The 24,892-nt window shown below is 72.0% G+C and carries 22 protein-coding genes; 20 read left to right on the top strand and 2 right to left on the bottom strand.

Annotated features, from left to right (window positions below; translation table 11 throughout):
- Positions 1 to 109: 109 nt before the first annotated feature.
- From ACZ6TD_RS10570 to nusB, 4 genes are all read left to right on the top strand, one after another.
- On the top strand, positions 110 to 991 hold the full coding sequence (locus ACZ6TD_RS10570; protein ID WP_471352893.1) for a Pro-rich N-terminal domain-containing protein: 882 nt from the start codon (positions 110 to 112) through the stop codon (positions 989 to 991).
- Between the two features lie 247 nt (positions 992 to 1,238).
- Positions 1,239 to 2,351 (top strand): aminopeptidase P family protein, encoded by a 1,113-nt coding sequence (locus ACZ6TD_RS10565; protein ID WP_471352891.1) that lies wholly within the window; start codon positions 1,239 to 1,241, stop codon positions 2,349 to 2,351.
- A gap of 64 nt (positions 2,352 to 2,415) precedes the next feature.
- Positions 2,416 to 2,982, top strand: coding sequence for an elongation factor P (gene efp, locus ACZ6TD_RS10560; RefSeq protein ID WP_037951647.1), 567 nt, complete (start codon positions 2,416 to 2,418; stop codon positions 2,980 to 2,982).
- Between the two features lie 2 nt (positions 2,983 to 2,984).
- Positions 2,985 to 3,437, top strand: coding sequence for a transcription antitermination factor NusB (gene nusB / locus ACZ6TD_RS10555; RefSeq protein WP_471352889.1), 453 nt, complete (start codon positions 2,985 to 2,987; stop codon positions 3,435 to 3,437).
- Between the two features lie 113 nt (positions 3,438 to 3,550).
- Here the strand turns inward: nusB and bldD are convergent, their stop codons facing one another.
- Positions 3,551 to 4,051, bottom strand: coding sequence for a transcriptional regulator BldD (gene bldD, locus ACZ6TD_RS10550; RefSeq protein ID WP_014056259.1), 501 nt, complete (start codon positions 4,049 to 4,051; stop codon positions 3,551 to 3,553).
- A 222-nt stretch (positions 4,052 to 4,273) separates the two neighbouring features.
- Between bldD and pyrR the strand changes: the two genes are divergently transcribed.
- The 14 genes from pyrR (at position 4,274) to ACZ6TD_RS10480 (ending at position 20,936) form a co-directional block, all read left to right on the top strand.
- A complete protein-coding gene (pyrR, locus tag ACZ6TD_RS10545) occupies positions 4,274 to 4,855 on the top strand; it encodes a bifunctional pyr operon transcriptional regulator/uracil phosphoribosyltransferase PyrR (RefSeq protein WP_137980357.1) in 582 nt (193 codons plus the stop codon).
- A 138-nt stretch (positions 4,856 to 4,993) separates the two neighbouring features.
- Entirely contained in the window at positions 4,994 to 5,974 is a 981-nt protein-coding gene (locus ACZ6TD_RS10540; RefSeq protein ID WP_385204510.1) for an aspartate carbamoyltransferase catalytic subunit, read from the top strand.
- 2 nt (positions 5,975 to 5,976) lie between these two features.
- A complete protein-coding gene (locus tag ACZ6TD_RS10535; protein ID WP_471352886.1) occupies positions 5,977 to 7,272 on the top strand; it encodes a dihydroorotase in 1,296 nt (431 codons plus the stop codon).
- A complete protein-coding gene (locus tag ACZ6TD_RS10530) occupies positions 7,269 to 7,889 on the top strand; it encodes a PH-like domain-containing protein (RefSeq protein WP_471352884.1) in 621 nt (206 codons plus the stop codon). The genes ACZ6TD_RS10535 and ACZ6TD_RS10530 overlap by 4 nt, the downstream gene beginning before the upstream one ends.
- Positions 7,886 to 9,025: a glutamine-hydrolyzing carbamoyl-phosphate synthase small subunit gene (gene carA / locus ACZ6TD_RS10525; protein WP_471352882.1), complete on the top strand. Its 1,140-nt coding sequence runs from the start codon at positions 7,886 to 7,888 to the stop codon at positions 9,023 to 9,025. The genes ACZ6TD_RS10530 and carA overlap by 4 nt, the downstream gene beginning before the upstream one ends.
- On the top strand, positions 9,018 to 12,329 hold the full coding sequence (carB, locus tag ACZ6TD_RS10520; RefSeq protein ID WP_471352880.1) for a carbamoyl-phosphate synthase large subunit: 3,312 nt from the start codon (positions 9,018 to 9,020) through the stop codon (positions 12,327 to 12,329). Before carA ends, carB begins: the two co-directional genes overlap by 8 nt.
- An 86-nt stretch (positions 12,330 to 12,415) precedes the next feature.
- Positions 12,416 to 13,525, top strand: a complete 1,110-nt coding sequence (locus ACZ6TD_RS10515) for a quinone-dependent dihydroorotate dehydrogenase (RefSeq protein ID WP_471352878.1) — start codon at positions 12,416 to 12,418, stop codon at positions 13,523 to 13,525.
- Positions 13,522 to 14,373 carry an orotidine-5'-phosphate decarboxylase gene (gene pyrF / locus ACZ6TD_RS10510; RefSeq protein WP_471352876.1) on the top strand — a complete coding sequence of 284 codons (852 nt, stop codon included), beginning with the start codon at positions 13,522 to 13,524 and terminating at the stop codon, positions 14,371 to 14,373. The genes ACZ6TD_RS10515 and pyrF overlap by 4 nt, the downstream gene beginning before the upstream one ends.
- Positions 14,374 to 14,576: 203 nt before the next feature.
- Positions 14,577 to 14,900, top strand: coding sequence for an integration host factor (locus ACZ6TD_RS10505; RefSeq protein ID WP_009713618.1), 324 nt, complete (start codon positions 14,577 to 14,579; stop codon positions 14,898 to 14,900).
- Between the two features lie 48 nt (positions 14,901 to 14,948).
- The gene (gmk, locus tag ACZ6TD_RS10500; protein ID WP_471352874.1) at positions 14,949 to 15,515 is read left to right on the top strand and encodes a guanylate kinase; all 567 of its coding nucleotides are present in this window, start codon (positions 14,949 to 14,951) and stop codon (positions 15,513 to 15,515) included.
- A 58-nt stretch (positions 15,516 to 15,573) separates the two neighbouring features.
- Positions 15,574 to 15,834 carry a DNA-directed RNA polymerase subunit omega gene (rpoZ, locus tag ACZ6TD_RS10495; protein WP_020867048.1) on the top strand — a complete coding sequence of 87 codons (261 nt, stop codon included), beginning with the start codon at positions 15,574 to 15,576 and terminating at the stop codon, positions 15,832 to 15,834.
- A 138-nt stretch (positions 15,835 to 15,972) separates the two neighbouring features.
- Entirely contained in the window at positions 15,973 to 17,181 is a 1,209-nt protein-coding gene (gene coaBC / locus ACZ6TD_RS10490) for a bifunctional phosphopantothenoylcysteine decarboxylase/phosphopantothenate--cysteine ligase CoaBC (RefSeq protein WP_471352872.1), read from the top strand.
- Positions 17,182 to 17,458: 277 nt separating this feature from the next.
- Complete coding sequence (gene metK, locus ACZ6TD_RS10485) at positions 17,459 to 18,667, top strand: methionine adenosyltransferase (protein ID WP_470007609.1); 1,209 nt, start codon at positions 17,459 to 17,461, stop codon at positions 18,665 to 18,667.
- 103 nt (positions 18,668 to 18,770) lie between these two features.
- Positions 18,771 to 20,936, top strand: coding sequence for a primosomal protein N' (locus tag ACZ6TD_RS10480; RefSeq protein WP_471352870.1), 2,166 nt, complete (start codon positions 18,771 to 18,773; stop codon positions 20,934 to 20,936).
- 47 nt (positions 20,937 to 20,983) lie between these two features.
- Here the strand turns inward: ACZ6TD_RS10480 and ACZ6TD_RS10475 are convergent, their stop codons facing one another.
- On the bottom strand, positions 20,984 to 21,499 hold the full coding sequence (locus tag ACZ6TD_RS10475; protein WP_471352868.1) for a hypothetical protein: 516 nt from the start codon (positions 21,497 to 21,499) through the stop codon (positions 20,984 to 20,986).
- Positions 21,500 to 21,803: 304 nt separating this feature from the next.
- Between ACZ6TD_RS10475 and fmt the strand changes: the two genes are divergently transcribed.
- Together fmt and ACZ6TD_RS10465 are read left to right on the top strand one after the other, a co-directional pair.
- Positions 21,804 to 22,736, top strand: a complete 933-nt coding sequence (fmt, locus tag ACZ6TD_RS10470; RefSeq protein WP_471352866.1) for a methionyl-tRNA formyltransferase — start codon at positions 21,804 to 21,806, stop codon at positions 22,734 to 22,736.
- A gap of 104 nt (positions 22,737 to 22,840) precedes the next feature.
- Positions 22,841 to 24,886, top strand: a complete 2,046-nt coding sequence (locus ACZ6TD_RS10465; protein ID WP_471352864.1) for an ABC transporter ATP-binding protein — start codon at positions 22,841 to 22,843, stop codon at positions 24,884 to 24,886.
- The last annotated feature ends 6 nt before the right edge of the window (positions 24,887 to 24,892 follow it).

Here is a 24,892-nt window from a genome sequence, read left to right as displayed (position 1 = left end):
CACAGCGGAGCTTTGGGCAGGTACCGTTCGGTAGGAGCGGCCTCACCGCCGTATCAGCACCTGACAGTTGTCGGACGAGAACTGCCTGTACGAGACGGAGTGCCACCGGATGCAGCATGCAGTGGGAGCTCCGCTGCCACCGCCCCATCAGCCGGGGCCGGTTCCCGGGCCGCAGGGCGCGGGCTGGGCCCAGGGCGCGAGTGCGAGCCATCACCCGGGACCTCACCCCAATCCCCCCGCCCCGCACGCGCCTCCCGTGCCCGGACACGTGGCACCGCCCGCGCCGCATCCGGTGTCCCCTCCGCCGGCCCCGCCCGCGCCCCCCGGGGCGCCGCTGGAGACGGTGAACACCACCGGCCACGTCCAGTTGCCGCCCGGCGGCCCGGTGCCGCTGCCGAACCCCCCGGCGGACCCGTCGCTCGCCGATGTCTCGCAGGCGACGGTGGCGGTGCTGCTGATCGGACCGGCCGGGGCGGGCAAGACGACGGTCGCGCGCTACTGGGCCGACCGCCGCCGGGTGCCGACCGCGCACATCAGCCTGGACGATGTGCGGGAGTGGGTCCGGTCCGGCTTCGCCAACCCCCAGTCCGGGTGGAACGAGAACTCCGAGGCGCAGTATCGTCTCGCCCGCCGCACCTGCGGCTTCGCCGCCCGCAACTTCCTGGCCAACGGGATCTCCTGCATCCTCGACGACGCCGTCTTCCCCGACCGCCCGGTCGTCGGCCTCGGCGGCTGGAAGCGCCATGTGGGCCCCGGGCTGCTGCCGGTGGTGGTCCTTCCGGGCCTGGAGATCGTCCTGGAGCGGAACGCGGCCCGCACCGGGAACCGCCGCCTCAGCGACGAGGAGGTGGCGCGGATCCACGGCCGGATGGCGGGGTGGTACGGCTCCGGCCTGCCGATCATCGACAACTCCACGTACGACGTGGAGACCACGGCCCGCATGCTCGACGAGGTCGTCACCCGCTCCATCGCAAGCCCACCGAGCTGGTAGGACCCCCCGTCCCCCTTTTTCAAGGCTCGGTTCGCCTCCGGGGCGCAAAAGTCTCCCCCAGCTACCGCTGGGAGGTGCCCCCTGTCGACGGTCGACGTGCTCGGTCGCTCGTTCCTCGCTCCCTGCGCGCGACTCCCTTTCGACAGCGACGCGCCCCTTCGGCTCGCCCCCAGCTACCGCTGGGAGGTACCCCCGACCGGAGCCACTGGAGAAGCCGTATCCGCCAGGCGTGCGTACGCTCGGGGACATGTCCGAGGTGTATGCGGCCCGACGTGCCCGTCTGCACGATCAGTGCACCGCGGCCGGGAGCGCGGCGGCGCTGGTGTCCCGGCCCGCGAATGTGCGCTATCTGTGCGGCGCCGCGCCGCCCGGGGCCGTGCTGCTGCTCGGCCCCGTCCAGGACGTTCTGGTGGCCACCGAAGTCCCGTCCGCGCCCCCGCTCTCCTCGGGCCCGCCGCGTTCCGACGAGCCGCGGCTGCTGGTCATGCCCGGCGCGGACGGCGATCCGGCCGTGGCCGCCGCCGATCTGGCCGCGGCGGACGGCGCCGAGTCGCTGGCCGTCGAGGAGCACGATCTGACCGTCGCCCGCCATCGGGCGCTCGGCGCCGCCGCCCCCCGCGTCCGCCTCGCCGATCTGGGGCGCGCCGTCGAGCAGTTGCGGCTCATCAAGGACGACGAGGAGATCTCCTGTATGCGGATCGCCGGGGAGCTCGCCGACCAGGCGCTCGGCGAGCTGCTGGAGTCGATCCTGGTGGGCCGCACCGAGCGGCATCTGGCGCTGGAGCTGGAGCGCCGGCTGGTGGACCACGGCGCGGACGGCCCGGCCTTCCCCACCGTGGTCGCGGCGGGGCCCAACGCGGGGCGCCCCGGCCATCCGCCCACCGACCGGAGGGTCGAGGAGGGCGATTTCCTCACCATCTGTCTCGGCGCCGACTACCGCGGCTACCGCTGCCAGGTGGGCCGTACCTTCGTCATCGGGCCCTCGCCCGCGGACTGGCAGGTCGAGCTGTACGATGCCGTCTTCGCCGCTCAGCGGGCCGGGCGGGAGGCGCTGTTGCCGGGCCGGGCGTACCGGGACGTGGACCGGGTGACCCGTCAGGTGCTGGCCGCCGCGGGCTTCGGAGACGCGCTGGAACCGTGCACCGGACACGGTGTGGGCCTGGAAATCGACGAGGACCCTCGGCTCACACCGTCCGCCATGGGTAAACTGGACGCTTGTGTGCCGGTCACCGTCGAGCCGGGGGTCCACCTCCCGGGCCGGGGCGGTGTCCGGATCGATGACACGCTCGTCGTCCGCCCCGAGGCGGACGGCGGACCCGAGCTACTCACCATCACGACCAAAGAGCTGCTCGCGCTCTAGCGGAACCGGGCGCGCCGGCGGCTCTCTGGTCTCCGCCAGCTGCAGTCCAGGAGATCCCGCAACCGTGGCATCCACGAACGACCTCAAGAACGGCATGGTGCTCAAGCTCGACGGCGGCCAGCTGTGGTCCGTCGTCGAGTTCCAGCACGTCAAGCCCGGCAAGGGCCCTGCTTTCGTGCGCACCAAGCTCAAGAACGTGCTGTCCGGCAAGGTGGTCGACAAGACCTTCAACGCCGGTGTGAAGGTCGAGACGGCCAATGTCGACAAGCGCGGCATGCAGTTCTCGTACAAGGACGGCGAGAGCTTTGTGTTCATGGACATGGACACCTTCGACCAGATCTACATCACCCCCGAGGTCGTCGGCGACAACGCCCGCTACCTGCTCGAGGGCTTCGAGGCCGTCGTGGCGATGTACGAGGGCAACCCGCTGTACGTCGAGCTTCCCGCCGCCGTCGAGCTGGTGATCGAGTACACCGAGCCCGGCGTCCAGGGCGACCGCTCCACCGGTGGCACCAAGCCCGCCAAGCTGGAGACCGGCTACGAGATCGGCGTGCCGCTGTTCATCACCACCGGTGAGAAGATCAAGGTCGACACCCGCTCCGGTGAATACCTCGGTCGGGTGAACAACTAACCGTGGCTGCCCGCAACAAGGCCCGTAAGCGTGCCTTCCAGATCCTCTTCGAGGCCGATCAGCGCGGCAGCGCCGTGCAGACCGTGCTCGCGGACTGGATCCGGCTCGCCCGGACCGACGACCGGCAGCCCCCGGTCAGCGAATACACGATGCAGCTCGTCGAGGGATATGCCCAGCACATCGAGCGGATCGACGAGCTGATCGCCACCTACGCGGTGGGCTGGACGCTGGACCGGATGCCGGTCGTCGACCGGAACATCCTGCGGCTGGGCGCGTATGAGCTGGTGTGGGAGGACGCGACCCCGGACGCGGTGGTGATCGACGAGGCGGTGCAGCTCGCCAAGGAGTTCTCCACCGATGACTCGCCGGCCTTCGTCAACGGCCTGCTGGGCCGTATCAAGGAGCTGAAGCCGAGTCTGCGTCGCGAGCAGGAGCCCCGGGAACACCAGGCATAGCCGCGTTCATCACATGACGAAGCCGCCGGGGGCGGTGGAGGACCCAGAAGGGCTCCACCGCCCCCGGCGGCACGTTTCTGCAGGTGAACTGCTGTGAACAGGGAAAGAGGGACTCAGACGTCTTCGTGCTGGACCGCGCGGCGGGCGTCGGCGCCCAGCACGCCCCAGCTGATCAGCTGTTCGGTCAGCACGGACGGCGACTGGTCGTAGATGACGGCGAGGGTGCGCAGATCGTCCTGGCGGATCGAGAGCACCTTGCCGTTGTAGTCGCCACGCTGGCTCTGGATCGTCGCGGCGTACCGCTGCAGCGGGCCCGCCTTCTCGACCGGCACATGGGCCAGTCGCTCCAGGTCCAGTACCAGCTTCGGCGGCGGTTCGGCGGCTCCGGCCGGGCTCGTGCCCGGAAGCAGCTCCTGCACCGGGACGCCGTAGAAGTCGGCCAGCTCGGCGAGACGCTGCACGGTCACGGCGCGGTCGCCGCGCTCGTACGATCCCACCACCACGGCCTTCCAGCGGCCCTGGGACTTCTCCTCGACACCGTGGAGGGAGAGGCCCTGCTGGGTGCGGATGGCGCGGAGCTTGGCCCCGAGCTGTTTGGCGTATTCGCTGGACATAAAGCTCCCCGGACGCTGTATCGACGTGCGGCTGTGCCGCGCGGCTGGTCACTCACTGTGAGGTTACGCAGCGTAATTTCCATTCGTCAAGCCGAATGGGGCGGAGGGGCTCCGGCCAGGGGCGTTGACGGGGGCACTCGATACTCCTGCTAGTGTGAATGGCGCAAATCCGACCGTCCTTTAAGGTCCGTCCCGTGAGGCGGAGAAGGAGGTCCGTTTCGTATGGACGCCCACACCTCGGACGCCGCGCGTTCCGTGCTGGAAGCACCGGATATCGCGCGCGTTCTCACCCGCATCGCCCACGAGATCGTCGAGCGCGCCAAAGGCGCCGATGACGTGGTGCTGCTCGGCATTCCCACCCGTGGTGTCTTTCTCGCCCGGCGGCTGGCCGCCCGGCTCGAAGAGATCACCGGCAAGCCCGGCCGGATCCCGGTCGGCTCGCTCGACATCACGATGTACCGCGACGACCTGAGGCTGCGCCCGGCCCGCGCGCTCGCCCGCACCGAGATCCCCGACGACGGCATCGACGGCCGCCTCGTGGTCCTGGTCGACGATGTGCTCTTCTCCGGCCGCACCATCCGCGCCGCCCTCGACGCCCTCGGTGACATCGGGCGGCCGCGCGCGGTCCAGCTCGCGGTCCTCGTCGACCGCGGCCACCGGGAACTGCCGATCCGCGCCGACTACGTCGGCAAGAACCTCCCCACGTCGCTGCGGGAGACGGTCAAGGTCCAGCTCACCGAGGAGGACGGCCGCGACAGCGTGCTCCTCGGGCTGCGCGGGACCACCCCCGCGGACGGGAAGTAGCGCCCCTCACCGACGGCGGGTGCCGCCCCGGCGACCGAAGAGAACCCGCCCGACGGACCACCGGTGCCACCAGGTCACCGGTCCCCGCGCCTGCCCGCCCGCACGCCCGCACACCTCCTTCACCCACGGAGCAACCGGATGAAGCGCCACCTCATCTCGGCCGCCGATCTCTCTCGCGACGACGCCGTCCTGATCCTCGACACCGCCGAGGAACTGGCCCGGCTCGCCGACCGGCCGATCAAGAAACTGCCGACCCTGCGCGGCCGTACCGTCGTCAACCTCTTCTTCGAGGACTCCACCCGCACCCGCATCTCGTTCGAGGCGGCCGCCAAGCGGCTGTCCGCCGACGTGATCAACTTCTCCGCCAAGGGGTCCTCGGTCTCCAAGGGCGAGTCCCTGAAGGACACCGCGCTCACCCTGGAGGCGATGGGCGCCGACGCCGTGGTGATCCGCCACCACGCCTCCGGCGCCCCGCACCGGCTGGCCACCTCCGGCTGGATCAACGGCGCCGTGGTGAACGCGGGCGACGGCACCCATGAGCACCCCACCCAGGCGCTGCTCGACGCGTTCACCATGCGCCGCCGGCTGGCCTCCGGGGCGTCCGGCGTGGGCCAGGACCTGGCCGGGCGCCGGATCACCATCGTCGGCGACGTCCTGCACAGCCGGGTGGCCCGCTCCAACGTCCATCTGCTGTCCACCCTGGGCGCCGAGGTCACCCTGGTCGCCCCGCCGACGCTGGTCCCCTTCGGCGTGGAGAGCTGGCCCTGCGAGGTCTCCTACGACCTCGACGCGGTGGTCGGCAAGACCGACGCCGTGATGATGCTGCGCGTCCAGCGCGAGCGCATGAACGCCGCGTTCTTCCCCACCGAGCGGGAGTACGCCCGCCGCTACGGCCTGGACGGCGACCGTATGGCGCGGATGCCGGAGCACGCCATCGTGATGCACCCCGGCCCCATGAACCGCGGCATGGAGATCACCGCGGAGGTCGCGGACTCCGACCGCTGCACCGCCGTCGAACAGGTCGCCAACGGCGTCTCGATCCGCATGGCCGTCCTGTATCTGCTGCTCGGCGGGAACGAGTCCGCCGTCGCCGCCGCCCGCACCGAGGAGAGCAAGTGACCATGAGCGACACCCACAAGACGCTGCTGCGCGGGGCGAAGCCGCTCGGCGGTGAGCCGCGCGACGTGCTCATCGAGGGCGAGCGCGTCGCCGCGGTCGGCACCGGCCTCGACGCGGACGGCGCCACCGTGATCGACGCCGCCGGGCAGATCCTGCTGCCGGGCCTGGTCGACCTCCACACCCATCTGCGCGAGCCCGGCCGGGAGGACTCCGAGACGGTCCTCACCGGCACCCGGGCCGCCGCGATCGGCGGTTTCACCGCGGTCCACGCCATGGCCAACACCTTCCCGGTGGCCGACACCGCGGGCGTCGTCGAGCAGGTGTGGCGGCTGGGCAAGGAGTCCGGCTACTGCGACGTCCAGCCCATCGGGGCGGTGACCGTGGGCCTGGAGGGCAAGAAGCTCGCCGAGCTGGGCGCGATGCACGACTCCGCCGCCGGGGTACGGGTCTTCTCCGACGACGGCAAGTGCGTGGACGACGCGGTGATCATGCGCCGCGCGCTGGAGTACGTGAAGGCGTTCGACGGCGTGATCGCCCAGCACGCCCAGGAGCCCCGCCTCACCGAGGGCGCCCAGATGAACGAGGGCGTCGTCTCCGCCGAGCTGGGCCTGGGCGGCTGGCCGGCCGTCGCCGAGGAGTCGATCATCGCCCGCGATGTGCTGCTCGCCGCCCACGTCGGTTCCCGGGTGCACATCTGCCATCTGTCCACCGCGGGCTCGGTCGAGATCGTCCGCTGGGCCAAGTCCAAGGGCTGGAACGTCACCGCCGAGGTCACCCCGCACCACCTGCTGCTGACCGACGAGCTCGTGCGCTCCTACGACCCCGTCTACAAGGTGAACCCGCCGCTGCGCACCGAGGCCGATGTGATGGCGCTGCGTGAGGCGCTCGCCGACGGCACCATCGACTGCGTGGCCACCGACCACGCCCCGCATCCGCACGAGGACAAGGACTGCGAGTGGGGCGCGGCGGCCATGGGCATGGTGGGTCTGGAGACGGCCCTGTCCGTGGTCCAGCACACCATGGTGGACACCGGGCTGCTGGACTGGACGGGGGTCGCCGACCGGATGTCGGTGCGGCCCTCGGCCATCGGCCGTCTGACCGGCCACGGCCGCCCCATCGCCGCCGGGGAGCCCGCCAACCTCACCCTGCTCGACTCCGCTTACCGTGGTGTGGTGAACCCCGCGGGCTTCGCCTCCCGCAGCCGCAACACCCCCTACGAGGGCCGCGAACTGCCGGGCCGCGTGACGCACACGTTCCTGCGGGGCCGGGCGACGGTTGTGGACGGGAAGCTGGCGTGACAACTCCGAGTCATCCGGTGGCGGGCCTCGCGGGATTCGCGGGCCTCGCCGCCGAGCAGAAATCGCAGGACGTAACGGACTGGGTCGCCAGGATCGGCTGGGTCGTCGGGCTGCTGCTGGTCATCGCGCTGGTCTACTGGCTGATGCGCGAGGGCTGGAAGTGGCGCGGCACCCTCCAGGGCGACCTCCCCGAGCTGCCCCAGGCCCCGGCCGAGCCCGGCGCCCCCACCCTGACGATGAGCGGCCGCTACCACGGCTCCACCACCGCCGGGCAGTGGCTGGACCGGATCGTCGCCCAGGGCCTGGGCACCCGCAGCCGGGTCGAGCTCACCCTCACCGACCAGGGTGTGAGCGTCGTACGGCCGGGCGCGCGGGACTTCTTCATCCCCGCCGCCGAGCTGCGCGGCGCCCGGCTCGACAAGGGCATCGCGGGCAAGGTCCTCGCCGAGGGCGGGCTGCTGGTGATCACTTGGAGCCACGGGGACCGGCTGATCGACTCCGGCTTCCGCTCCGACCACGCCGCGGAGCACACCGCGTGGGTGGACGCCCTCACCGAACTCTCCGGCGGCCCCAGCGAAGCGGCCGTCCCCTCGCACGACACGGAAGGTGCACGATGACCACCTCCAACAGGGGGGCCACGAGCCCCGCAGTCCTCGTCCTGGAGGACGGCCGCACCTTCCGCGGCCGGGCCTACGGAGCCGTGGGGGAGACCTTCGGCGAGGCCGTGTTCTCCACCGGGATGACCGGCTACCAGGAGACCCTGACCGACCCCTCCTACCACCGCCAGGTCGTCGTGATGACCGCCCCGCACATCGGGAACACCGGCGTCAACGACGAGGACCCGGAGTCGAAGCGGATCTGGGTCTCCGGCTACGTGGTGCGCGACCCGGCCCGTACGCCCTCCAACTGGCGCTCCCGCCGCTCGCTCGACGAGGAGCTCAGCGCCCAGGGCGTCGTCGGCATCAGCGGGATCGACACCCGCGCCCTCACCCGCCATCTGCGCGAGCGCGGCGCCATGCGCGTGGGCATCTTCTCCGGCGCGGCGCTCGCCGACGAGGCCGCGCTGCTGGCCAAGGTGAGGGAGGCCCCCCAGATGAAGGGCGCCGACCTCAGCGGCGAGGTGGCCACCGAGGAGGCTTACGTCGTCCCGGCGATCGGCACCAAGAAGTTCACCGTCGCCGCGATCGACCTGGGCATCAAGGGCATGACCCCGCACCGGATGGCCGAGCGCGGCATCGAGGTGCACGTCCTGCCCGCGACCGCCACCGCCGAGGACGTCTACGCGGTGAACCCGGACGGGGTCTTCTTCTCCAACGGCCCCGGCGACCCGGCCACCGCCGACCACCCCGTCTCCCTGATGCGGGCCGTGCTGGAGCGCTCCACGCCGCTGTTCGGCATCTGCTTCGGCAACCAGATCCTCGGCCGCGCGCTCGGCTTCGGCACCTTCAAGCTGAAGTACGGCCACCGCGGGATCAACCAGCCGGTGCAGGACCGCACCACCGGCAAGGTGGAGGTCACCGCCCACAACCACGGCTTCGCCGTGGACGCCCCGCTCGACGCGCCGTCCGACACCCCCTACGGCCGCGCCGAGGTCTCCCACGTCTGCCTCAACGACAACGTGGTCGAGGGGCTGCGGCTGCTCGACCGCCCCGCGTTCAGCGTCCAGTACCACCCCGAAGCCGCCGCCGGTCCGCATGACGCCGCGTACCTTTTCGACCGCTTCGTGTCCCTGATGGAGGGCCAGCGTGCCTAAGCGCACCGACATCCAGTCCGTTCTGGTCATCGGCTCCGGCCCGATCGTCATCGGCCAGGCCGCCGAGTTCGACTACTCCGGCACCCAGGCGTGCCGGGTGCTGAAGGCCGAGGGCCTGCGGGTCATCCTGGTCAACTCCAACCCGGCCACGATCATGACCGACCCGGAGATCGCCGACGCCACCTATGTCGAGCCGATCACCCCGGAGTACGTCGAGAAGATCATCGCCAAGGAGCGCCCCGACGCGCTGCTGCCCACCCTCGGCGGCCAGACCGCGCTCAACACCGCCATCTCGCTGCACGAGGCGGGCACCCTCGAGGAGTACGGCGTCGAGCTGATCGGCGCCAATGTCCAGGCCATCCACAAGGGCGAGGACCGCGACCAGTTCAAGGAGGTCGTCGAGGCCGTCCGCGCCAAGATCGGCCACGGTGAGTCCGCCCGCTCGGTCATCTGTCACTCCATGGACGACGTCCTCGCGGGCGTCGAGCAGCTCGGCGGCTACCCCGTCGTGGTCCGCCCCTCCTTCACCATGGGCGGCGCGGGCTCCGGCTTCGCCCACGACGAGGACGAGCTGCGCCGTATCGCGGGTCAGGGCCTGGCCCTCTCGCCGACCACCGAGGTGCTCCTGGAGGAGTCCATCCTCGGCTGGAAGGAGTACGAGCTGGAGCTGATGCGCGACCGCAACGACAACGTCGTGGTCGTCTGCTCCATCGAGAACTTCGACCCCATGGGCGTGCACACCGGTGACTCGATCACCGTCGCCCCGGCGATGACGCTCACCGACCGCGAGTACCAGACGCTGCGGGACATCGGCATCGCCGTCATCCGCGAGGTCGGCGTCGACACCGGCGGCTGCAACATCCAGTTCGCGGTCAACCCCGAGGACGGCCGGGTCATCGTCATCGAGATGAACCCGCGCGTCTCCCGCTCCTCGGCGCTCGCCTCCAAGGCCACCGGCTTCCCCATCGCCAAGATCGCCGCGAAGCTGGCCGTCGGCTACACCCTGGACGAGATCCCCAACGACATCACCCAGGAGACCCCGGCGTCCTTCGAGCCCACGCTCGACTACGTCGTGGTCAAGGTGCCGCGCTTCGCCTTCGAGAAGTTCCCGGCCGCCGACGCCCGGCTCACCACCACCATGAAGTCGGTCGGCGAGGCCATGGCCATCGGCCGCAACTTCACCGAGGCGCTCCAGAAGGCGCTGCGCTCGCTGGAGAAGAAGGGCAGCCAGTTCGACTTCACCGGGGAGCCCGGGAGCAAGTCCGAGCTGCTCCGGGCGGCGGTCGTCCCCACCGACGGCCGGATCAACACCGTGATGCGGGCCATCCGCGCCGGCGCCACCCCCGAGGAGGTCTTCGACGCGACGAAGATCGACCCGTGGTTCGTGGACCAGCTCTTCCTCATCAAGGAGATCGCGGACGAGCTCGCCGCCGCCGACAAGCTCGGCCCCGAGCTGCTCGCCGAGGCCAAGCGGCACGGCTTCTCCGACGCCCAGATCGCCGGGATCCGCTCGCTGCGCGAGGACGTGGTCCGCGAGGTGCGGCACGCGCTGGGCATCCGGCCCGTCTACAAGACGGTCGACACCTGCGCCGCCGAGTTCGCCGCCAGGACCCCGTACTTCTACTCCTCCTACGACGAGGAGTCCGAGGTCGCCCCGCGCGAGACCCCCGCGGTGATCATCCTCGGCTCGGGCCCCAACCGCATCGGCCAGGGCATCGAGTTCGACTACTCCTGCGTCCACGCCTCCTTCGCGCTGCATGACGCGGGCTATGAGACCGTCATGGTCAACTGCAACCCGGAGACCGTCTCCACCGACTACGACACCTCCGACCGGCTCTACTTCGAGCCGCTCACCCTGGAGGACGTGCTGGAGATCGTCCACGCGGAAGCGCAGGCGGGCCCGGTCGCCGGGGTGATCGTCCAGCTCGGCGGCCAGACCCCGCTGGGCCTGGCCCAGGCGCTCAAGGACAACGGCGTGCCGATCGTCGGCACCTCGCCCGAGGCGATCAACCTCGCCGAGGAGCGCGGCGCCTTCGGCCGGGTGCTCACCGAGGCCGGGCTGCCCGCGCCCAAGTACGGCACCGCCTTCTCCTTCGAGCAGGCCAAGGGCATCGCCGCCGAGATCGGCTACCCGGTCATGGTCCGCCCCTCCTACGTGCTCGGCGGCCGCGGCATGGAGATCGTCTACGACGAGCCCTCGCTCGCCGCGTACCTGGAGCGGCACGCCGGGCTGATCTCCGAACACCCCGTGCTCATCGACCGCTTCCTCGACGACGCCATCGAAATCGACGTGGACGCGCTCTACGACGGCGAGGAGCTCTACCTCGGCGGCGTCATGGAGCACATCGAGGAGGCCGGGATCCACTCCGGCGACTCCGCCTGCGCCCTGCCCCCGATCACCCTCGGCGGCTTCGACATCAAGCGGCTGCGCGCCTCGACCGAGGCCATCGCGCGCGGGGTCGGCGTCCGCGGGCTGATCAACATCCAGTTCGCGATGGCCGGGGACATCCTCTACGTGCTGGAGGCCAACCCGCGCGCCTCCCGTACCGTCCCCTTCACCTCCAAGGCCACCGCCGTGCCACTGGCCAAGGCCGCCGCCCGGATCTCGCTGGGCGCCACCATCGCCGAGCTGCGCGCCGAGGGGCTGCTGCCCTCCAGCGGCGACGGCGGCACGCTGCCGATGGACGCTCCGATCTCGGTCAAGGAGGCCGTGATGCCGTGGAGTCGGTTCCGGGACGCCTCCGGGCGCGGGGTGGACACCGTCCTCGGCCCGGAGATGCGCTCCACCGGCGAGGTCATGGGCATCGACTCGGTCTTCGGCGCGGCCTACGCCAAGTCGCAGGCCGGGGCGTACGGCGCGCTGCCGACCAAGGGGCGCGCGTTCGTCTCCGTCGCCAACCGGGACAAGCGCTCGATGATCTTCCCGGCCCGGGAGCTGGTCGGCCTCGGCTTCGAGCTGCTGGCCACCTCGGGCACGGCGGAGGTGCTCAAGCGCAACGGGATCAACGCGACCGTGGTGCGCAAGCACAGCGAGGGCGAGGGCCCGAACGGCGAGAAGACCATCGTCCAGCTCATCCACGAGGGCGAGGTCGATCTGATCGTCAACACCCCGTACGGCACCGGCGGCCGGCTCGACGGCTATGACATCCGTACGGCGTCCGTCGCCCGCGGCGTCCCGTGCCTGACCACCGTCCAGGCGCTCGCGGCCGCCGTCCAGGGCATCGAGGCGCTGGGCCGGGGCGCGGTCGGCGTCCGATCGCTCCAGGAACACGCGGAACATCTGACCGCCGCCCGCGAGGAGTGAGGCGAGGGAGGGGGACACCGGCCGGTGTCCCCCTCTTCGCGAGCCGCCACTCTTCCCCCGCTTCCGCCGCGCGCAGAAAGCCCCTCATGTACTCGCTGCTCTTCAACCTGCTCTTCCGGCGCATGGACCCGGAAAAGGCCCACCACCTGGCCTTCGGCTGGATCCGGCTGGCCGCCCGCGTCCCCGTCCTGCGCACCTTCGTCGCGGCCCTCCTCGCCCCCCGCGACAAGGCGCTGCGCACCGAGGCGCTGGGCCTGCGGATGCACGGGCCGTTCGGGCTCGCCGCCGGATTCGACAAGAACGCCGCCGGGATCGACGGCATGGCCATGCTGGGCTTCGACCATGTCGAGATCGGCACGGTCACCGCCCAGCCGCAGCCCGGCAACCCCAAGCGGCGGCTCTTCCGGCTGGTCGCCGACGGCGCCCTGATCAACCGGATGGGCTTCAACAACGAGGGCTCGGCGGCGGTCGCGGCCCGCCTCGCGGCCCGGCGCCCGGCCTTCCGCACGACGGTCGGCGTCAACATCGGCAAGACCAAGGTCGTCCCGGAGGAGGAGGCCGTCGCCGACTATGTGACGTCCACCGAGCGGCTCGCCGCCCACGCCGACTACCTCGTCGTCAACGTCTCCTCGCCCAATACCCCCGGACTGCGGAATCTCCAGGCCGTGGACCAGCTGCGGCCGCTGCTGACCGCGGTCCGCGAGGCCGCGGACCGCACGGTCACCGACCGCAAGGTGCCACTTCTGGTCAAAATCGCGCCGGATCTCGCCGACGAGGACGTGGACGCGGTCGCCGATCTGGCGGTCGAGCTCGGCCTGGACGGCATCATCGCCACGAACACCACCATCGCGCGCGACGGCCTCGGCCTCACCTCCCCCGCCCGGCTCACCGCCGAGACCGGCGGCCTGTCCGGCGCGCCCCTGAAGGCGCGCTCCCTGGAGGTGCTGCGCCGCCTGTACGCCCGGGTGGGGGACCGGCTCACGCTGGTGGGCGTGGGCGGGATCGAGACGGCCGACGACGCGTGGGAGCGGATCCTCGCGGGGGCGACGCTGGTGCAGGGCTACAGCGCGTTCATCTACCGCGGGCCGTTCTGGTGCCGTGAGATCCACCGCGGCCTCGCGGCCCGTCTGGCCGCGAGCCCGTACGCCACCCTCGCCGAGGCCGTCGGCGCGGCCGTCCACAAGGAGAACGCATGACGACCCCCTTCGGCACCCGGCTGCGTGCCGCCATGGACGCCCGCGGCCCGCTGTGCGTCGGCATCGACCCGCACGCCTCCCTGCTCGCCGACTGGGGGCTCGGGGACGATGTCGCGGGTCTTGAGCGGTTCACGCGGACCGTCGTGGACGCGCTCGCCGGGCGCGTCGCCGTACTCAAGCCGCAGTCGGCCTTCTTCGAGCGCTTCGGCTCGCGCGGCATCGCCGTCCTGGAGCGGGCCGTGGCCGACGCCCGGGACGCCGGGGCGCTGGTGCTGATGGACGCCAAGCGCGGCGACATCGGGTCCACGATGGCCGCGTACGCCGCCGCCTACCTCGACCCCGGCAGCCCGCTGTTCTCGGACGCGGTCACCGTCAGCCCCTACCTGGGCTTCGGCTCGCTGCGCCCGGCGCTGGACGCGGCGTGGGCGGCGGGGGCGGGCGTCTTCGCGCTGGCGCTGACGTCCAACCCGGAGGGCGCCGAGGTGCAGCACGCGGTACGGCCCGACGGGACGACCGTCGCGGCCACCGTGCTGACCGCGCTCAAGGCCGAGAACGCCGCCGAGGCCGCCGAGGGCCGCCTCGGCTCGTACGGGGCCGTCGTCGGGGCGACCCTCGGCGGCACCGCGCACCGGCTGGGCGCCGATCTGGCGATCGACGGGCCACTGCTGGCCCCGGGTATCGGGGCCCAGGGCGCGACCCCCGCCGATCTTCCGGCGGTCTTCGGCGCGGCGGTGCGAAATGTCGTTCCGAGCGTCAGCCGGGGGGTGCTCCGGCACGGTCCGGACGCCGCGTCGCTGGTCGCGGCGGCCTCCCGAATGGCTGATGAAGTGCGTGCCGTGGCCGAATAACCCGGTTACTTTGTCCGTAAATGTCTGAGTCGAGCGAGTCTGACCAGGACTTTTCGTCTGTTCTCGCTGACTGGAGCGGGATCGGCCGCTAGTCTCCGACGAGAGCGAACGCGTGCTGCGTTGCGCGTTGCTCCCCAGGTGAGGGGCGACTAGGTTCCTCACCGGTCCATATCCGACAGTTCGACATCCGAGGTGACGTAGGCGTGGCTCTTCCGCCCCTTACCCCTGAACAGCGCGCAGCCGCGCTAGAAAAGGCCGCCGCGGCTCGCCGGGAGCGCGCCGAGGTCAAGAATCGACTCAAGCACTCCGGCGCCTCCCTGCACGAGGTCATCAAGCAGGGCCAGGAGAACGACGTCATCGGCAAGATGAAGGTGTCCGCTCTCCTCGAGTCCCTGCCCGGCGTCGGCAAGGTCCGCGCCAAGCAGATCATGGAGCGGCTCGGCATCTCCGAGAGCCGTCGTGTGCGGGGTCTGGGCTCCAACCAGATCGCGTCGCTCGAGCGTGAGTTCGGCGGCGCCGCCGGCTGACCCGGCCCGGCGTTTCCAGGCACTCCCGGGAACCTGGATAATCGCTCCATGGCAGCACACTCCGCACGACCGCGACTGACCGTGCTCTCCGGCCCCTCCGGGGTCGGCAAGAGCACGGTCGTCGCCCATATGCGCAAGGAACACCCCGAGGTCTGGCTCTCGGTCTCCGCCACGACGCGGCGCCCGCGCCCCGGTGAGCGGGACGGCGTCCACTACTTCTTCGTGGACGACGGGGAGTTCGACAAGCTCATAGCCAATGGTGAGCTGCTGGAGTGGGCCGAATTCGCGGGCAACCGCTACGGCACTCCGCGCGAGGCGGTCATGGACCGCCTCGACGCGGGGGAGCCGGTGCTGCTGGAGATCGATCTGCAGGGCGCACGGCAGATCCGCGAGTCCATGCCGGAGGCGCGGCTGGTCTTCCTCGCGCCGCCGAGCTGGGAGGAGCTGGTGCGCCGGCTCACCGGCCGGGGCACCGAGGCGCCCGAGGTGATCGAGCGGCGGCTGGAGGCCGCGCGGACCGAGCTGGCCGCCGAGTCAGAGTTCGATATGACCTTGGTCAATACCTCCGTCGAGGACGTGGCGGGCGAGCTGCTAGCCTTGATGCGAGTGGCTTGATCTTCGATTCACTCTTGCCATGTGGCGAAATAAGGAAGGCTAGAGAGTGTCCTCTCCCATGACCGCGCCCGAGGGGATCATCAACCCTCCGATTGATGAGCTGCTCGAGGCCACCGACTCCAAGTACAGCCTGGTGATCTACGCGGCCAAGCGCGCGCGTCAGATCAACGCGTACTACTCCCAGCTCGGTGAGGGCCTGCTCGAGTACGTCGGTCCCCTCGTGGACACCCACGTCCACGAGAAGCCCCTCTCGATCGCGCTCCGCGAGATCAACGCGGGCCTGCTGACCTCCGAGGCCATCGAGGGCCCCGCCCAGTAGGTTTCGAATCGCTTGAGCCACCGGCCCGGCAGTCATGCCGGGCCCGTGGTGTGTCATGGGTACGTGAGAACCGGCGTACCGTGACTGGGCGTACGGCCCGACGCGGCATACGACGTACCCGGTGGGGAGAGCCGAGCGATGGACAAGCCCGAGGTGGTCCTGGGCGTCAGTGGCGGGATCGCCGCCTACAAGGCGTGTGAGCTGCTGCGCCGCCTCACCGAGTCCGGCCATGACGTACGCGTCGTGCCGACCGCCTCGGCGCTGCACTTCGTCGGCGAGGCGACCTGGTCGGCGCTGTCCGGACATCCGGCGACGACCGAGGTCTGGGAGTCCGTCCACCAGGTGCCCCACGTCCGCATCGGCCAGTCCGCCGATCTGGTCGTGATCGCCCCCGCCACCGCCGATCTGCTCGCCAAGGCCGCCCATGGCCTGGCGGACGACCTGCTCACCAATACGCTGCTCACCGCGCGCTGTCCGGTCGTCTTCGCGCCCGCGATGCACACCGAGATGTGGGAGCACCCGGCCACCCGGGAGAACGTGGCGACCCTGCGCCGCCGCGGCGCCATCGTCATCGAGCCCGCCGTGGGGCGGCTCACCGGCGTGGACACCGGCAAGGGGCGGCTGCCGGACCCCGGGGAGATCTTCGAGGTCTGCCGCCGGGTGCTGGCCCGCGGCACCGAGGCGCTCACCGCCGATCTGGCCGGCCGCCATGTCGTGGTCAGCGCCGGAGGCACCCGCGAGCCGCTGGACCCGGTGCGCTTCCTCGGCAACCGCTCCACCGGCCGCCAGGGGTACGCCCTGGCCCGTGCCGCCGTCGCCCGGGGCGCGCGGGTGACGCTCGTCTCGGCCAACAGCGAGCTGCCCGACCCGGCCGGCGCCGATGTGGTGCGCGCGGGCACCGCGGCACAACTGCGGGAGGCCGTCCTCAAGGCCGCCGCGGACGCCGACGCCGTGGTGATGGCCGCCGCCGTCGCCGATTTCCGCCCCGCGCGGTACGCCGAGGGGAAGATCAAGAAGCGCGAAGGCCAGGAGCCCGAGCCGCTCGCCCTGGTACGGAATCCGGACATCCTCGCCGAGATCTCCGCGGAGCGCGCCCGCCCCGGCCAGATCGTGGTCGGCTTCGCCGCCGAGACCGACGATGTGCTCGCGAACGGCCGGGCGAAGCTGGCGCGCAAGGGCTGCGATCTGCTCGTGGTGAACGAGGTCGGCGAGCACAAGACCTTCGGCGCCGAGACCAACGAGGCCGTGGTGCTCGGCGCTGACGGCACCGAGACGCCCGTGCCGTACGGCCCCAAGGGCGCGCTCGCCGACACCGTCTGGGACCTGGTGGCCCGCCGCCTGGGCTGAGCCAGGACCCGAGGCTCGCCGGGACTTCCGCCACGGGCTCGACGGGGGCAGGACACGGCCGATCGGGCTCATGACACATTCCCGCCACGGCGGGGTGGGGCTGTATTTCGGCTTGAGGCAAGGTATGTTCCCGGTCACGGGCCTGCCCGTTCTGTGGGACGGGGATGCTTGACCGGTGGACGTGCCGGATAAACTGGCCCAGGAACCGCATCGGGCGCAGCCCCCGGGCGGTCCCGACCATGATCAGCCAGCAGCCGCTGCAACCCCAGGGAGCGATGTGTCCCGCCGCCTGTTCACCTCGGAATCCGTGACCGAGGGTCACCCCGACAAGATCGCTGACCAGATCAGCGACACCATCCTCGACGCCCTTCTGCGGGAGGACCCGACCTCCCGGGTCGCCGTCGAAACCTTGATCACCACCGGCCTGGTGCACGTGGCCGGCGAGGTGACGACCAAGGCGTACGCCGATATCGCGACGCTCGTGCGGAACAAGGTCCTCGAGATCGGCTACGACTCGTCGAAGAAGGGCTTCGACGGCGCCTCCTGCGGCGTCTCGGTGTCGATCGGCTCTCAGTCCCCGGACATCGCCCAGGGTGTGGACTCCGCCTACGAGCTCCGGGTCGAGGGCGACGAGGACGAACTGGACAAGCAGGGCGCGGGCGACCAGGGCCTGATGTTCGGGTACGCCTGCGACGAGACGCCCGAGCTGATGCCGCTGCCGATCAACCTGGCGCACCGGCTCTCCCGCCGGCTGTCCGACGTCCGCAAGAACGGGACCATCCCCTACCTGCGCCCGGACGGCAAGACCCAGGTCACCATCGAGTACGACGGTCACAAGGCGGTCCGCCTGGACACCGTCGTCGTCTCCTCGCAGCACGCCTCCGACATCGACCTGGACTCGCTGCTGGCGCCCGACATCCGGGAATTCGTCGTCGAGCACGTGCTGAACGAGCTGGTCGAGGACGGCATCAAGCTCGACACCGAGGGCTACCGCCTGCTGGTGAACCCCACCGGCCGCTTCGAGATCGGCGGCCCGATGGGCGACGCCGGCCTCACCGGCCGCAAGATCATCATCGACACCTACGGAGGCATGTCCCGCCACGGCGGCGGCGCCTTCTCCGGCAAGGACCCCTCCAAGGTCGACCGCTCCGCCGCCTACGCCATGCGCTGGGTCGCCAAGAACGTGGTGGCCGCCGGCCTCGCCCAGCGCTGCGAGGTGCAGGTCGCGTACGCCATCGGCAAGGCCGAGCCGGTCGGCCTCTTCGTCGAGACCTTCGGCACGGCGGCGGTCGACGCCGAGAAGATCGAGAAGGCCATCTCCGAGGTCTTCGACCTCCGCCCGGCCGCGATCATCCGCGACCTCGACCTGCTCCGCCCGATCTACGCCCAGACCGCGGCGTACGGCCACTTCGGCCGTGAGCACTCCGACTTCACCTGGGAGCGCACCGACCGCGTCGACGCCCTCCGGGCGGCGGCGGGTCTGTAGGACCCCGGCTCGATCACGACTCCCGACGAAGGCCCGGACGCCCCCGCGGCGTCCGGGCCTTCGCATGCGTCCGGTGTCTGTACGGTCTGCTAAGACTTGATCTGTGAGCAGGGACAACGAGCGGCCGAGGGATCCGGCGGAGGCGTCGGAGGGGGAGCAGCTCGCGCTCATCCGGGAGACGGTGCGCAAGGCCAAGGTGCCCAAGGCCAAACCGCGGACCTGGCGGGGGGCGGCGCTGGCCGCGGAGCGGCCGGTGGCGCGGGTGCTGGTCGACAAGGGGCCGGTCCACCTCGACAAGCTGTGGGACTACGCGGTGCCGGCCGAGATGGACGCCGAGGCCCGGCCCGGGGTGCGGGTGCGGGTGCGGTTCGGAGCCGGTACGGGGAAGGTGCGCGAGGGGCGGCGTGAGGGGGGCGGGCTGCTCGACGGGTACATCATCGAGCGCGTCGCCGAGTCCGACTACCGGGGCCCGCTGGCCGCCCTCGCGCAGGTGGTCTCCACGGAGCAGGTGCTGGGGCCGGGCCTGCTGGCGCTGTGCCGGGCGGTCGCCGACCGGTACGCCGGATCGCTCGCCGATGTGCTCCAGCTGGCCCTGCCCAAGCGCAATGCCCGTGCCGAGGGCGAGCCGTCGCCGCCGCCGCTGCCCCCGCCGGGGCCGCCCGCGCCGGGGAGCTGGGCGCGTTATCCGGCCGGGCCCGGGTTCCTGGAGGCGCTGGTGGGTGGGGACCGGCCGCGTGCCGTATGGACCGCGCTGCCCGGGCCGCACTGGCCCCGGGAGTGGGCCACCGCCGTGGCCGCCACGCTCGCGTCCGGGCGCGGGGCGCTCGTCGTCGTGCCCGACGGGCGGACCGCCGAGCGGGTGGACGCCGCGCTCACGGAGGTGCTCGGCGGCCCGGGGCGGCATGTGCTGCTCACCGCCGACCTCGGGCCCGAGGAGCGCTACCGCCGCTGGCTGGCGGTCAGCCGGGGCTCGGTCCGGGCGGTGGTGGGCACCCGGGCGGCGATGTTCGCACCGGTCCGGGACCTCGGGCTGGTGGGGATCTGGGACGACGGGGACCGCAGCCACAGCGACGACCGGCTGCCGCAGCCGCATGCCCGCGATGTGCTGCTGCTGCGCGCCGTCCATGAGAAGGCCGGCTTCCTGCTGGGCGACCTCGGCCGCACCGTCGAGGCCGCCCAACTGGTGGAGAACGGCTGGGCCCGGCCGCTCGAGGCCGACCGCGAGCGGGTCAGGGCGGCCGCCCCGCTGATCCGTACGGTCGACGAGGGCGAGGTGGCCCGGGACGCGGAGGCCCGTGCCGCCCGGCTCCCCACGCTCGCCTGGCAGACCGTACGGGACGCGCTGACCCGGGGCCCGGTGCTGGTACAGGTGCCGCGCCGGGGCTATGTGCCCAAGCTGGCCTGTGAGCGCTGCCGGGAGCCCGCGCGCTGTGCGCACTGCTCGGGCCCGCTGGAGGCGCGGGACGCGGACCACCTGGTGTGTGGTTGGTGCGGGCGGGACGAGCCCGCCTGGCACTGCCGCGAATGCGGGGGCGTCCGGCTGCGGGCGTCCGTCGTCGGCGCCCGGCGCACCGCCGAGGAGCTGGGCCGCGCCTTTCCGTCCGTGCCCGTCCGCACCTCCGGCCGTGACCATGTGCTGACGTCCGTCCCCGACCGCCCGGCGCTCGTCGTGAGCACACCGGGCGCCGAGCCGGTCGCGGAGGGCGGCTACGCCGCGGCGCTGCTGCTCGACGGCTGGGCCCTGCTCGGCCGCCCCGATCTGCGCGCCGGTGAGGACGCGCTGCGCCACTGGCTGGAGGCGGCCTCGCTGGTCCGCGGCCATGGGGAGGAGGGGGACGACAGCGGGGGCGGCACGGTGGTGATCATGGCCGAGCCGACGCTGCGGCCCGTCCAGGCGCTGGTGCGCTGGGACCCGGCCGGTTTCGCGGCGCGCGAGCTGGCCGAGCGGTCCGATCTGGGCTTCCCGCCGATCTCCCGGATGGCGGCGGTGACCGGCCCCGCGGAGGCGGTGGCCGAGCTGATCGCCTCCACCCGGCTCCCCGAGGGAGCCGAGACCCTGGGCCCGGTCCCGCTGCCCCCGCCACCCCCCGGCCGCCCGCGCCGCCCCGGAGACCCGCCCGCGGGCGAGGTCTGGGAGCGCGCCCTGCTACGGGTCCGCCCCGGCCAGGGCAGCGCCCTCGCGGCAGCCCTCAAGGAGGCGAAGGCCCGCCGCCTGGCCCGGGGGGACAGGGACCCCGCGGTGCGGGTGGATCCCCTGGACATCGGGTGATCCCGGCGGGGGCACCTCCCAGCGGTGGCTGGGGGAGAACCGAGCCTCTAGAGGGACGGCCGGGGACTCGGGAAAGCGCTGGGGCGGGGGTCCTCGCGGAGGGACGGGGTCGACTGCGGGGGGACCGTGCGGGCGGCGGGCACCGAGGGCAGGGGGGCGGGCTCGGCCGGGCGGGCCGTGGACGGTTCGCCGCCCTCGGTCGCGTTCTGCGCGGCGGCCCGGCGGGCGCCGTAACGGCGGTGCACCGCCTGCTTGGTGACGCCGAGCGCGGAGCCCACCGCGTCCCAGGAGAAGCCGAGCGAGCGGTCGAAGTCGACCGCGGCCGTGACCAGCGTCTCGACGCTGTCCCGCAGTTCCTGGGCGAGCCGCACGGTGGGGGCCGGGGCGCGTCCGTAGACCACGAAACCGGCGGACGGGCCGGTGCGACGGGGGCGGTAGACGTTGCCGAGCTGGGCGGTGAGCGTGCGCAGCGCGTCCACCTGGCGGCGGACCCGCTCGATGTCCCGGACCAGGAGGTGCAGGCTGGCCCGTGCCTGGGCGTCATGAGTTGCGTGGTCGGCCATGAACAAGCCTCTCGAACCGGCGTTGACGGGGGATGAAGGGATAAGGGAATGGGATATGGGGAGTTGGGGAGGAGGGGCTGGGGCTGGATCGGGGGAGTCGGACGGACGGCGGGAAATGGATCGGGCCGCGACAGCGGCCCGATGCGGTCAATCTGCCTTGACCAACGCGGCACCCGCCCGTCGGTCACGGTCCGGGGCGTGCGGCAGTCCGCTCGTACGCCCCCTCGGACGGCGGACCATAGACTTCAGACGCTGTTTGCGACGTTCCCGCCGTATCCGCTGTGTGAGAGGTAGTTCGCCACCCATGAGGCTCGTCTTCGCCGGTACCCCCGAGGTCGCCCTGCCCGCTCTGGACGCGCTGATCGCGTCCGAGAAGCACGAGGTGGTGGCCGTGGTGACCCGTCCCGACGCGCCCGCCGGGCGCGGCCGCCGGCTGGTGGCCAGCCCGGTCGCCGAGCGGGCCGAGGAGGCGGGTATCGAGGTGCTCAGGCCCGCCAAGCCGCGCGATCCGGAGTTCCTGGCCCGGCTCACCGAGATCGCGCCGGACTGCTGCCCGGTGGTGGCCTACGGCGCGCTGCTGCCCAAGGCCGCGCTGGAGATCCCCGCACACGGCTGGGTCAATCTGCACTTCTCGCTGCTCCCGGCCTGGCGGGGCGCGGCCCCCGTGCAGCACTCCCTGCTGGCGGGCGACGAGATGACCGGCGCCTCGACCTTCCAGATCGAGGAAGGGCTGGACTCCGGGCCGGTGTTCGGGGTGGTGACGGAGCAGGTGCGGGCCACTGACACCAGCGGCGATCTGCTGACCCGGCTCGCGTTCGCCGGTGCGGGGCTGCTCGAGGCGACGATGGACGGCATCGAGAACGGCACCCTGCGCCCGGTGCCGCAGTCGGCCGAGGGCATCTCGCTCGCCCCGAAGATCACCGTCGAGGACGCGGAGATCGACTGGACGGCGCCCGCGCTGCGCGTCGACCGGCTGGTGCGGGCGTGCACCCCCGCCCCGGGCGCGTGGACCACCTTCCGGGGGGAGCGGCTGAAGGTCGTCTCGGCGCGGCCGGTGGCGGACCGTACGGAACTGGAGCCCGGTCTGCTGGCCGCCACCAAGAAGGCCGTGTACGTGGGCACCGGCAGCCATGCCGTCGAGCTGACCTGGGTGCGGCCGCAGGGCAAGAAGCCGATGCTCGCGGCGGACTGGGCGCGTGGGGTGCGGATCGCGGAGGGCGAGCGGCTCGGGGCCTGAGCGGGCCGCCGCGCCACACGCGCTGTGGACGCGCCGAGGAGGCGGACATTGACTTCAACCTCGGTTGAAGTCTTACGTTCCTCACGAGACCTCGGAGGTGCGTGATGGACATGCAATCGACCGCCTGGCACTCCCTGTACCAGGCGGCCAATGCTCAAGACGACCGGCGGCCCTTCTCCCGCGAGACGCTGCGCCGCATCGGTGCCTTCGCCCGTCCGCATCGCCGCCAGTTGCTGCTGTTCCTGGTGCTGAGCACGGTCACGGCGGTGCTCGCGGTGGCGACGCCGCTGCTGGCCGGCCGGGTGGTGGACGCGATCGTCCACCGTTCGGGACAGGGCACGGTGCTCTGGCTGGCCGGGCTCATCGCCGCGATCGCCGTGGCGGAGGCGGCGCTCGGGCTGGTGACCCGCTGGCTGTCGGCGAACATCGGCGAGGGGCTGATCCTCGATCTGCGCACCGCCGTCTTCGACCACGTCCAGCGGATGCCGGTGGCGTTCTTCACCCGGACCCGCACCGGTGCGCTGGTCAGCAGGCTCAACAACGACGTCATCGGCGCACAGCGGGCGTTCAGCGACACCCTCTCCGGGGTGGTCGGCAATGTGGTGACGCTGCTGCTCACCTTCGTCGTCATGATCGGGATCTCCTGGCAGATCACCCTGCTGACGCTGCTGCTCCTGCCCGTCTTCCTGCTGCCCGCGCGCCGGGTGGGCGGACGGCTGGCGAAGCTGCGGCGCGAGGCGGCCGCGCACAACGCCGCGATGAGCACGCAGATGACCGAGCGCTTCTCCGCGCCCGGGGCGACCCTGGTCAAGCTCTTCGGGCGGCCCGCCGACGAGTCCGCCGAGTTCGCCGCGCGGACCCGGCGGGTGCGGGACATCGGGGTGCGGACCGCGATGGTGCAGGTCTCCTTCGTGACCGCCCTGACCCTGGTCTCCGCCCTGGCCCTCGCCCTGGTCTACGGCCTCGGCGGCTGGTTCGCGCTGCACGGGCGGCTCGACCCCGGCGCCGTCGTCGCCCTCGCCCTGCTCCTCACCCGGCTGTACGCGCCGCTGACCGCGCTGGCCGGGGCGCGGGTCGAGGTGATGAGCGCGCTCGTCAGCTTCGAGCGGGTCTTCGAGGTGCTCGACCTCGAGCCGCTGATCAAGGAGAAGCCGGACGCCCGGGAGGTCCCGGAGGGGCCCGTGTCCGTCGAGTTCGACCGCGTGGACTTCGGCTACCCGGCCGCGGACAAGGTCTCCCTCGCCTCCCTGGAGGAGGTCGCCACCCTGGACACCCGCGGTGGCGTCCCGGTCCTGCACCAGGTGTCCTTCCGCGCCGAACCGGGCCAGATGGTCGCGCTGGTGGGCTCCTCCGGCGCCGGCAAGTCGACCATCGCACAGCTGCTGCCGAGGCTCTACGACGCCGACCACGGCGCCGTACGGCTCGCCGGGGTGGACGTCCGCGACCTGACCGCCGAATCGATCCGCGGCACCCTCGGCATGGTCACGCAGGACGGCCATCTCTTCCACGACTCGATCCGCGCCAATCTGCTGCTGGCCCGGCCGGAGGCCACCGACGAGGAGCTGTGGGAGGTGCTGCGCCGGGCGCGTCTCGAGGGGCTGATCGCGGCCCTGCCGGACGGCCTCGGCACCGTCGTCGGCGAGCGCGGCTACCGGCTCTCCGGTGGTGAGCGCCAGCGGCTGACCATCGCCCGGCTGCTGCTGGCCCGGCCCCGCGTGGTGATCCTCGACGAGGCCACCGCGCATCTGGACTCCACCTCTGAGGCGGATGTGCAGGAGGCGCTCGGCGAGGCGCTGGACGGGCGCACCGCGGTGGTGATCGCCCACCGGCTGTCCACGGTCCGGGCCGCGGATCTCATTCTGGTCGTGGAGGACGGACGGATCGTGGAGCGCGGTACGCACACCGCGCTGCTGGCCGCCGGAGGCCGCTACGAGGAGCTGTACCGCACCCAGTTCGAGCAGCCGACGGCGGTGGGCGACGGGTTCGCCGTGGACGGAGCGAGCGTGTCCGGCGCGGCCGTCGCCCCCACGGCCCTGGACGGAACGACCGTGGACGGGACCGTCGTGGACGGCACGACCGTGGGCGGAACCATCGTGGACGGAACGGCCCTGGACGGCGGCCCCACGACCGCCGACGCCCCGGCGACGTAGGCTGGT

The sequence above is a fragment of the Streptomyces yongxingensis genome (assembly GCF_055597465.1).
The sequence above is the reverse complement of the archived record's forward strand: the minus strand, read 5'-3'. Positions and strand labels throughout refer to the sequence as shown.